Source organism: Bartonella sp. AP21QHHD (assembly GCF_042196205.1).
GTDB lineage: Bacteria > Pseudomonadota > Alphaproteobacteria > Rhizobiales > Rhizobiaceae > Bartonella.
Genome location: NZ_JBHIPT010000054.1, coordinates 8878 through 19100, shown reverse-complemented (window position 1 = coordinate 19100; position 10223 = coordinate 8878). Strand labels below are relative to the sequence as shown.

Below are 10223 nucleotides of genomic sequence, written 5' to 3'. Positions count from 1 at the left end.
GGGGAAAGCTAACACAGCATGCAAGGTGGTCAAACATTTTTCTTTGGTTTCAGGTGATAAAGTCAACATTTTAGGTGGAAAACAGGGTATAATCTAAAAAAATGTCTTGTAAAAATTTTCGATGAGGAAATTTTTTCAAGAGGTTTTCTGAGAAATGCAAGAGCCGTACAACGGAAAAAGATATTCAAATGCTTAATACGCGTTTAGCTTATCAAAAAGGGGGATATAATGGCACTTTTTCCATTTTCTATTGCTGATATTGATGATCCTGAATGTATTCGTGTGGTTCTTTATGCTAGCGGAAGAATGGGACATGCTCCTTTGAATGCTCTGTTGAAGCAAACACGTCAAGATCTCCAATGTTTTGATAAAATACAGACTCAAAATATTCTCCAACTTACACAGCGTTTGGATATTTTAGAACAACAATTGAAAACGATTATCAAAGATCTTGAAGATGTGAAACACAAACAAGACGCTGAAGAAGCGGATAAAAGTAAAACGATGGGTGATTAACCATCTCGATTTGTGTCTCTATGGGATTTAGCTCCTTTAAAGCAGTGAGATAGATAGTTGTGAACAGGATAGTTATTTGCCTGTCCATAGAGCATTTATTTTTTTGATCAACCAAAAATGAAAAAGAGGTATTCTATAATGAAAAAATTGATTTTAATATTTTTAGCTTTGTGTCTTACTGGACCAGCTTCTGCACGTTTGTGGACTATTTCAGATGATTGTTCAGATATCGGCGGAACAATGGTTCGCTCACAAATCATCAATAATATTTCTGTCATTCCATATAAAAATTTGCAAGGGGTAAATATTCTCTCTGTTTTAGAAACGAGGCCTACAGAAGAGCCAGAAATGTCAAAAATTGTAGGAAGAACATTTCATATTCAAAGTCCTGAGATTGTTGAGCTGGCCTATAGAGCTTACAGTACATCGCAATTCGTTGATATTTGTTACAGAAGTAACTATTCAATCAATGTTATTCGAGGGCTGAGAGTGCGTGATAATTAAGCGTATTATCTGTATTCGTTGTGACTTAAATAGGCGATGCTTGGAAAATGGTCAATCTTCTACACTAAGGCTATTTTAACCCTAGCAGTTTTCTGATTTACAGTTTTTACTCAGAGTATAATCGTTCATGTTTTACAGAATTCATGAGTTATCGGTATTGAGGATCTATCTTAAGATATTCAACTACAGTTGATTCTATTTTAAACTGAGTGATTTTGTATCAATCGTCGTTTGAGCTTAGATGGCAATTTCATTCTAGCGTTTGGTGTTAGACAGATTTAAGCTTAGTGAGGCTGTAAATACGTGTCTTAATTGTCTTTGTTGACAGTATGCCGCTTGCGATAGGCAATAAATCATAGACACATTTTGAATCCGTAGAATGCACGTACATTAACAATGGCAGACATTGTCAGTGGTAGATATCGCCAATGGTAGAGCTTGTGCATGCGGTGTTTTGTTGTGTGCATGAGTCATCATTCACGCGGCATCAATAAGGGAAGGCTTTGCTGTAGAGCCTGTAAAATAAATCGTGCAACAGCGGGGATAGAGGTAAGAATAGACTGAGATGAGGCAGTCTTATCACGGGCTAAAGCTGGTTAAAATTCTCGTCTTTAAGGAGGCGAGGAGGTTAAAAATATCCATTAGATTGCATGGGGATGCATTTCATGTCCGTTGCAATAAATTTAAAAGAGGTAAATTATGAAAAGCTTTTTGAAAAAAATATCCATCGTTTTGGTGATAATAGCATTAACAACAGGTGTTTCTCATGCTGGAGTTTATGAACAAAACGGTTATCTTAATTCGGTTCAAGTCGTTAGCGCAGGAGCACAATGTCTCCTAGAGCTCAGATACGGTATCAGCCCTACTTCAGACATTCAAAAAGGTGTTTGGGGCTGTGATAACATTGTTGGAAAAAGTATTTTGGATTTGGCAAAAACCGCAGTCATTTTGAACAGAAAAGTAATGGTTATTTTTGAAGCGGGTAATGTGCCAGCAAAAAGGGTTTTAGCCATCACTTTAAAATAAGATCAATAGGGGTTTTTCTCCCTTTTTATATCTGTAACGCTTCAAGAGGTTACAGGTATAAAATATGGAGTGTATATCAAAGGTATAAAAATGTTTCAAAGAGCATTCTCAGTATTTTTAGTGACAGTTTTATTTTTTTTCTTTTCAGATGTAAATCTGTCATATGCTATTGATCCTCCCCATATGGTTTTCCGTATAGATGATCGCTCTCCATCTGTTATATTCTTTGGAGGAGGTTTTGCCCCTTGGGGGGATGATCAGGATATCATACATCATGTAACTGGGCACTCTCTTGCTCAACAGACTTCAGCATTTGTGTCTACAACTGCAAATATGGATGCAGTTTACAGAATGGCGCGGCAACAGATTGCTAATAATCCTGATGAAACGTACTGGCTATATGAAATTATTCCAGATATAAATTTTTATTATGTTCCTAACTCACTCTTTGATACAGCCATGTCTGCTGACAACGTTGTTCAACATGAACAAGTTATGGATCTTTATTATGCATATTTATGGCAGGATGAATGGGCTTCGCTGGGGGCAATCAATACAAATCATATATACTCTGCAAGAAGTATTATGCGGCAAGCGAATGGTGATATTGTCATTGGTCCTAGAACCTTTAATTCTCTTTTTGTTGCCGCTCCATCACAAGTAAATTCGGGGACACTTCCTTCACAAGATTACACTTTTTTATCAGCTTATTATTCTGATAGCGAGGATGCGTTATCTCCAATGTCACTGGCATTTCTTGTAGAATCCTGTAACAGCTCTTCATCCAGTGGTCATATGGAGCGTTCTGGGGATTCTTCCTGCAGCACATACAAACATTCTGTTGATGATATTATGTATAAAATGAATCTATGGTATGAAGCTCTTTAAAGAATTACAGCTATATCTTGCTATTTAATCAAAAACAAAAAAGTAGGAAGATAGTGCATTTCTGTTTTATTTGATTGGTTCTGATGCGTATAGTGCGTAGGGCAGAGAAAATTTTTCGGTATTATGAAGTGTGATAGGGGTGCTATAAAGCATAGGTGTGACATCATCAAAAATGGAAGCGTTGATTTAACAGTATTTGTTTACCTCGATTAGAAAATCCGTTTTTTTCTTTGTTTGGAGTTTTACATCAATAATTTCTTATCTTGTTGTTGTGCTGCTTTTTGAGAGTGCGGTGATAGAAGGCATGTAAGTTTTATATATTGAAGTGTTTGTGTGTGGTGAATATGGGGAGTGTTTTTTTCGTCATGTGATGAACTCTTCGGGCGGTGGGGATTTTGTCCATAAAGCGTCATAAAATATCGCTTTTTGTTCTATGGTGATAGAGATCCCATGAGGGGAAAAGACAAAGGGGAAAGTCAAGTGGATTTTGCGAGCCAATCATGTAAACTGGAACGAATTCCATGCGGATATAAATCAGGTTCTGTTTGTTGCATATAGCGCTATTTGTTGCATAACTTGTGATAGCCAATTCTCTAAATAAAGGGATTTGACCGGTAGCAGAAAAAAGGAATCATTACGAGACAGTAAGTGTGCTTGTTTCAGAATGTCTAATGCTTTTGCATAACAAAGGAACGCGAAACTCTGTCACGCCTTCCTTTCATATTTTCGAGTTCAGGGGTGTCCATATATTTTCTTCAACTTGATTTTTATGCATTGGACACAAGGGAATTGGATGCAAGGGAGTTGAAGGCTAGGGAGTTGAAGGCTAGGGAATTGGATGCAAGAGATTGAGATATAAGAGATTTGGATACAAGAGATTGGGATGAACATTTTTGGGATAAGCAAAGCTAATATGTTACACTCGTTGTTTTACAGCGCGTTTGATAAAAAGCTAGGACATCTTTCCAATCCATTATGTGTGTAACTTTAAGGCGTTGTTTTCTTAAGAGAGTGCAGAGCTTTTTTTGTTGCTTGTCAATCAACATCAAATTTCAAAGCTGTAGCATGTTTGAGAGAAAGAAGAATGATAGCCTTACGGATTCAGAAGGGCAAAACTCTCTGAGCGATTCCAGCTTTTGTAAGCTAGACTTTATATATGCCAGATGAGGGCTGTATTTGAGTGATTTCTGAAATAGGAAGACAACCTTATTGAGAAAAAATATAAAGGCATATCAATCACTCTTCGGACTATCATCTTTTTCCTTTATAATTTTCAAAACTATCTATAGCAATATTATTTAAATAATGAAGATAATGCCTTATGCTTTTATGTATCGTGTGTCTTCTTGGGATCATGCCTCTCACATAAAAACAGAATGCCTCAAATATTAAAATATTATTTGTCTCCGAATATACATTTATTGCATATTCATGGACTTGTTTTTAAAGAGATATCCCACTCCCAAGTCCCTTTTACAAGAACACTCGTCAATGGTATAGGGGTAAAGCCCCTATGAAATGTATAAAACTTATAAGGTATCTCCCTCATCTTTATGCTTCATAAAAGTGCAGGTTGGTACTCTCATATATTTTTCCAGTTTCCAATGTTACGAAAGCCTTGGTTCGTGAGACGATTCATAAGAGGCATATGCCTTTTTTGTACAGTTTTTAATCCACATGCCAGTTCCGCTTGTAACTTGTAAGCGACATGGTTTTGGTTGATTTAACATAAACAGGTTTGGAATGAGAGAATCCTATGGTGTTCGGGTTTCTCATTCAACGTGCAAAACAATAAATACTCTTTGTAAATCAATGTGATGTGTTTTAACAAAGACGAATTGTTTATAGATCCGCATGGATGAAGAATCTTCGTCTTTAAAAGTGGTGAGAGAAAATCATCAGCCCTATTTTTTCATAAAGGGCATGAGAAAAGTGTTTCATAAGAATTATATACGATAAGAATTATACGGTAAAAAAGAGAGTCTTTTGACATAAGAGTCTTGATCGTTTGCGGCTATAACCTGTATTGTGTACACAGATACTTCTATCATTTTTTGCTGTAAAAGCTTCTCTTGGGATATTAAAGGGTACAATCTTTATGGAAAAAAGAATCCGAGCAAGACAAAAGGCTTATTTCAAAAGATTATATCGCAAGATTGCTTTTGTTTGCATAATACTTTTTTGTATAGTGTTTTTGTGTTTTGTTGTTGCAAAGGTGGTTAGTTATTTTTCTTCTCATAAAAAAGTAACACAACAAGCACCCGTTGAATTGGTTATTCCTGTTTTTGATCTACGCGTATATTGCAAGGAAATTTCTGCCTCCGTTATGCCCGATATGAAAAGAGAGGTTTATCAGCATTGTCTTAATTTGGAAAGTGAGGCCTATTTTGCTATTCGTGAAATGTGGGATAAGCTTTCTGATAGTGCTAAAAAACAATGTTTGACGAGGGTCCGTCCTGGGGATGGAAATTATTTTCTCTTACGAGACTGTTTTCTGAATGAAAGAGAAAATAAAACAGGCAAAAGGCGCAATTACTTTTAAGTTTTTATATGGAAAGTTAAAAGGATGCGAATTTTGATAAAAAGATAAAAGCCTCTTAAATGACTATCTGCCTCATGACCAATAGCAGCTTGATTTATTTATCTTGTTATATCGCACTTCTTATTTAAGGTGTGGCGACATAAGGTATGGATGGCCTCCTTGAAATGTTTAAGGGGGCGTGGTGGAGTTTCAGGAGGATTTGTTGCGCTTTTTTAAGGGAAATAACGAGTGTGGGAAATCCATTTCGTGATGGTTTTGGTGAATGGTATAATGGTAAAACCATCATGAAATGTATAAAATTTATAAAGCAAGTTCATCTTTATGGTTTAAACAAAGAATAAGCCGGTACTATCTCACACTTTGCTCGCTCCCAATGGTGCTCTCGACAACCCTTTAGCCTTAGAGACGGTTCATAAGAGGCACTTTTAGTCTTTTTATCGTTTTTACTCCACGCAGGTTTTCCCACATGTAACATGCAAGAAAAAGAGATTGATTCAACAGCAAACAGATTGAGGATGAAAAATCCTACGGTATTAATTTTCTTACTCAACACAAAAAATATGAATTATCATTACAAATCAATTTAGTGTATGAATTTTATAAGTATTTTCATTGTTAACAGACCAGTGTGATTTGAGAACCTTCATTCTTTGAGGGTGTAAGTCAATAGACATGACAAAAATGAGTAAAAAAACATTCCTTTTATAAACATTTACGGCTTCTTCATGCGTAAAGCGCTGTGCTGGGTTTAAAAATGTGCTTGTTTTATAATTCTAGTTTTCTTTATCAGAAAAGATAAGTAAGGAAATACGTTAGGCCATTCTTATTGATAGGCTTTGAGGAGGGTATTTTTTTGAGAAGAAGTTGATTTTTAAAAAAGTGTGACATATTGGTCGTTTTTTTCATAATTTGATATTTTTTTGTATTTAAATATTTTGTTTTTAAGCTCAATTTGTTATAAATAAAAACTGTGATTAACTTAAAAACTCTATGGGTTAAAATAAAAATTGATAGTATCATTGACTTGTTTGGGAAAGAAGATTGATCTCTTGGTGATTATAGGGCTTGAATAATACTTCGTGTTAATCTATCTATAAAAGTTAAGAGGTTTTGTGAGGCGATCGTGGATTATCGCTCGCAAGGGGTTGCTTTAGCGATGAAGAGAGGCTATATTTATAAAATAAAGAGGTTCGCGCAGTGACTCGTTGGGATGGAAGTGCTTGTGAGTTAAATGCACGAGGGGGTAGAGAATATCGGCGTTTTTAGGAGCGGTGGTTTTAGAGCAAAAAAGGAAGCTTCTACTATTCTCTGGCAGGAATTTTTTCTTTGTCGGGTGTGTTATATGTGTGTTTTCCTTTTTGTTTTCCACAAGATAATTATTTTTTTTAGTGAAATATGGTTTATTTTAAAAAAAACACTTGGCATTTTACGTGAACATCATTAGGTTTCTGCTGTTTGACAGAGAAAAAGGGAATTTTTGATTTACGATTTCCCTGCTGTTTTGTGATTTTCAAGAAAATATATGCTTTTATCAATATCAGTAGGGTTCGTTTGAGTGAAATAAACGCGGATAGCTTGATAATCGTATGTTAAACATGATCAGCATTATCAAAAGATAATGTAATGAGGAAGCGTCAATTAAGACACACATAAGACAAACACTCCAAAAAGGGATAAAGATGAGGCCACAACAAAATAGACGGGTACGCGGTCGCAATAATAACAATAATGGTAATAACAATAATAATCGTCGCGGTCCTAATCCGTTGTCTCGCAATTATGAAAGTAGCGGTCCGGATGTTAAAATTCGCGGGAATGCTCAGCAAATTGCCGATAAATACATAAGCCTTGCGCGTGATGCACAAGGTGCAGGTGATCGTGTTATGTCGGAAAATTATTTACAACATGCCGAGCACTATTTGCGTATTATTTTAGCAGCAGCTGGGCAAATGTCTCAATCGGTTCGGCGTGATGAAAATCGTGGTGATGAAAACGAAAATCGTGATGAAAACAATGGGCAAGAATGCGGTGAAATAAATCTTGATGGTGAAAAAAAGGATGCTGTCGAGGGTGATACAGATGTATTACAAATGTCGTCGCAAAAAAATGGCAATGGCCAATATGATAAAGCGCAAAATGGGGATGCGCGTGAAAACGCTTTAGAGGCTCTATCGGATGAAAAAACAGATCAAGAGCACTGCCTCTCTGAGAAAAATGTTGAACCTGTCAAAAAAATACGTCGTTCTCCTCGTCGACGTACTGTACGGACTCAAGATGAATCATCTCTTGAGCTTTCACTTACAACAGCAGAAAGCTCTAGCAATGGAGATGCATCAACAGCAACAAAAACAGCAACAAAAGAGGATTCTTCTTTGCCTGGATTAGGTGAGGGGATACAGAGAAAACCACGCCGTCGCCGAGTGGTCAATCTTGAGGCAGAGGAAAATGTTTAAACCTGAAGGGTGCTGTGTAAGCGCGCTTGTGTGGTGATGTTATTGGTATCATGATAATAAATTATAATATACTCAAGAAGCTTCTTGCGCTTTCCTTGAGTTTTCACGGGGCTGTATTGAGACTTAACGAAGGCTGTTGACAGAAAAGATTGCCTCTTTGCTGAGATTTAAGTAAGCGGATACAGAGAAAACCACGCCGTCGCTCAAGTGGTCAATCTTGAAGCAGAGGGAAATGTTTAAACCTGAAAGGTGCTGTATAAGCGCTTGTGGTGATGTTATTGGTATCATGATAGTAAATTGTATATACTCAAGAAGCCTCTTGCGCTTTCTTTGGATTTTCACGGGCAGTATTGAGACTTAACAAAGGGTGTTGACAGAAAAGATTGCCTCTTTGCTGGGATTTAAGTGAGGAAATACAGAGAAAACCGCATCCGTGTATTTTAAGAGGCAGTTCTTTTATGAAGAACGCAATGTCGTTGTTTTATTTAATTCACACTTATATTTAATATTATTCAATGTATTCATGCCCATTTCGCACTGGTGTTCATGAATTCTATCATGTGAAATCCATCGGTTATCTTTGCTTAATAAAAGAGGTAAACTGGGCGTTATTGCTTTAATTTTCAATGTTGCAACAGTTCTTCTTTTGATACCGGATCATTCATAAGAGGTATTTTTATTCATCCATTTCCTTGCTGGGATATGTAAAGAAATGATTTTGATTCAGTTTCTTACGAACAGATTTGAAAGGGAGAATCTTACAGTATTTGAGATTCTCGTTTGACATGCAAAATAAATCATCACTATAAATTAATATGTTGAATTTTTGCACTCAAGAAGAGGTATTTCTTGCACGTTTATTAGCTTTTCCCAAGTGATGTCATTTTCTTAAAATGGGAATGCGTTGACAGAAAGGTTTCTTCTTTTCCAAGATTTAAGTGAGGGGATACAGTAAAAAACGCGCCGTCGCCCGTGTGGTGGATATTTAAGACTTATCACATTAATTTATAATAATAATTCATTGTTTTGAATGTTAGGTGAGAGCTCCTAAACCCCTAGAATTCTCTCATTTCCAAATTTGTTCCATGTTGGATCAACAAAAACCATTCGCTTGCACGTTGCAAACGGGGAGAGCCCGTGTGGATAAATTTTATAATAAAGGAATAAAATGGCTCTTATGAACTCTCTCTAGCGCCAAGGATTGTCGGCAACACCCACGCGCTGGTAAAGCGTGTGATAATGCCAGCTTGCAGAAAATGTTTAAACCTTCAGAATGCTATGTCAGCGCTTATTGATGTTAGTTTTCTTAATGAGGCATTATCTTCGCTCTCTCTTTTGTTGTTTCAACAGAAAGAATGGAGACAAGTGCACCGGTATGATAATTGTAAATCATAAATTTTGTTTGTCCATCAGGGGTTAAAACTTTCAGTACAATATTGTGTTCTGAGAGGCTTTGCGACAAAATCTGTGTTTTTTCCGGTAGAGAGAGCGTATGATGGATAACGTGTGGGTTTTTGCTGAGAGAGGAAGATAGCTCTGTTTGTTTTGGCGCTGATCCGGTTTTTATCACTTTATAAACAATTAAAAACAGTACGGTTAGAATAAGGAAAAGCGTTATTAAAACGGAAATAATCATTAAACCCATAAGTTTTTTTCTCACTCGTTCTACGGCAGGGTCTAAAGGGAGATCTTGAGGCAGAGAATTTTGCTCTGTGTGATGGTCTTTTGAAGGGTGCATTCGCTTATTATCCATCATGTCTTTCATTGATTATTTTTTTTGAGATCTGATGAGTTTATGCTTTTAAAGTTTTTTGTGCAAGAGGTTTGTGGAAGAAGAATGTAAAAGAGGAAGCGATGTTGGTAAAATATCTTCTTTGTGTACTGTAGACAGCTTGTCCTTTACGTTTTGGCTTTTAAGCAGGAAATTTCCATGGTTTGTTACAGACCAGATCAAGTTTACTTCTTGTTGATCTAAACTGGGTTGTACGTTTATACATTGAGCAAAAATTTGTTGTCCATAAAGTGCAAACTTTTTTGTGGACGGGACCATGGCCTGTTCACAAGCTTGAGCCGTGGGATAGATTTTAACCATTGTATTGTTCGAATAGCAACTATTAAAATCATCTGTACATGAAACTAATAAGAGGATAAAAACAAGGGGATTCATCAATTATTTTCCAAATGACAGGTTGACAGAGCGGACTCCAATTTGTCAGCCTAGGGGCTTCTTCACTGTTAAACGGTTTCACAGTTTTTTAGTTCCCCTTTGAGATGCGTTTTCCCCTTTGAGATGC

10 protein-coding genes are annotated in these 10223 nt (G+C 36.5%); 7 read left to right on the top strand and 3 right to left on the bottom strand.

Going from position 1 to position 10223, the window contains the following annotated elements; translation table 11 throughout:
* Positions 1 to 228 precede the first annotated feature (228 nt).
* The 4 genes from ACFIMC_RS03810 (at position 229) to ACFIMC_RS03795 (ending at position 2934) form a co-directional block, all read left to right on the top strand.
* Positions 229 to 516: a hypothetical protein gene (locus ACFIMC_RS03810; protein ID WP_273791311.1), complete on the top strand. Its 288-nt coding sequence runs from the start codon at positions 229 to 231 to the stop codon at positions 514 to 516.
* A 138-nt stretch (positions 517 to 654) separates the two neighbouring features.
* On the top strand, positions 655 to 1020 hold the full coding sequence (locus ACFIMC_RS03805) for a hypothetical protein (RefSeq protein ID WP_375617995.1): 366 nt from the start codon (positions 655 to 657) through the stop codon (positions 1018 to 1020).
* A 699-nt stretch (positions 1021 to 1719) separates the two neighbouring features.
* Entirely contained in the window at positions 1720 to 2046 is a 327-nt protein-coding gene (locus ACFIMC_RS03800) for a hypothetical protein (RefSeq protein ID WP_375633303.1), read from the top strand.
* A 90-nt stretch (positions 2047 to 2136) separates the two neighbouring features.
* On the top strand, positions 2137 to 2934 hold the full coding sequence (locus tag ACFIMC_RS03795; RefSeq protein WP_375617997.1) for a hypothetical protein: 798 nt from the start codon (positions 2137 to 2139) through the stop codon (positions 2932 to 2934).
* A gap of 242 nt (positions 2935 to 3176) precedes the next feature.
* Here the strand turns inward: ACFIMC_RS03795 and ACFIMC_RS03790 are convergent, their stop codons facing one another.
* Complete coding sequence (locus tag ACFIMC_RS03790) at positions 3177 to 3347, bottom strand: hypothetical protein (protein WP_375680843.1); 171 nt, start codon at positions 3345 to 3347, stop codon at positions 3177 to 3179.
* Positions 3348 to 5032: 1685 nt separating this feature from the next.
* Here ACFIMC_RS03790 and ACFIMC_RS03785 point away from each other — a divergent pair.
* The 3 genes from ACFIMC_RS03785 (at position 5033) to ACFIMC_RS03775 (ending at position 7929) form a co-directional block, all read left to right on the top strand.
* Positions 5033 to 5476, top strand: coding sequence for a hypothetical protein (locus ACFIMC_RS03785; protein ID WP_375610680.1), 444 nt, complete (start codon positions 5033 to 5035; stop codon positions 5474 to 5476).
* A 146-nt stretch (positions 5477 to 5622) separates the two neighbouring features.
* Entirely contained in the window at positions 5623 to 5817 is a 195-nt protein-coding gene (locus ACFIMC_RS03780; protein WP_375636952.1) for a hypothetical protein, read from the top strand.
* Between the two features lie 1338 nt (positions 5818 to 7155).
* Positions 7156 to 7929 (top strand): DUF4167 domain-containing protein, encoded by a 774-nt coding sequence (locus tag ACFIMC_RS03775; protein ID WP_375611688.1) that lies wholly within the window; start codon positions 7156 to 7158, stop codon positions 7927 to 7929.
* 1306 nt (positions 7930 to 9235) lie between these two features.
* Here ACFIMC_RS03775 and ACFIMC_RS03770 read toward each other — a convergent pair.
* Positions 9236 to 9685, bottom strand: a complete 450-nt coding sequence (locus ACFIMC_RS03770; protein WP_375611689.1) for a hypothetical protein — start codon at positions 9683 to 9685, stop codon at positions 9236 to 9238.
* 45 nt (positions 9686 to 9730) lie between these two features.
* Entirely contained in the window at positions 9731 to 10096 is a 366-nt protein-coding gene (locus tag ACFIMC_RS03765; RefSeq protein ID WP_375680842.1) for a hypothetical protein, read from the bottom strand.
* Positions 10097 to 10223: the final 127 nt, after the last annotated feature.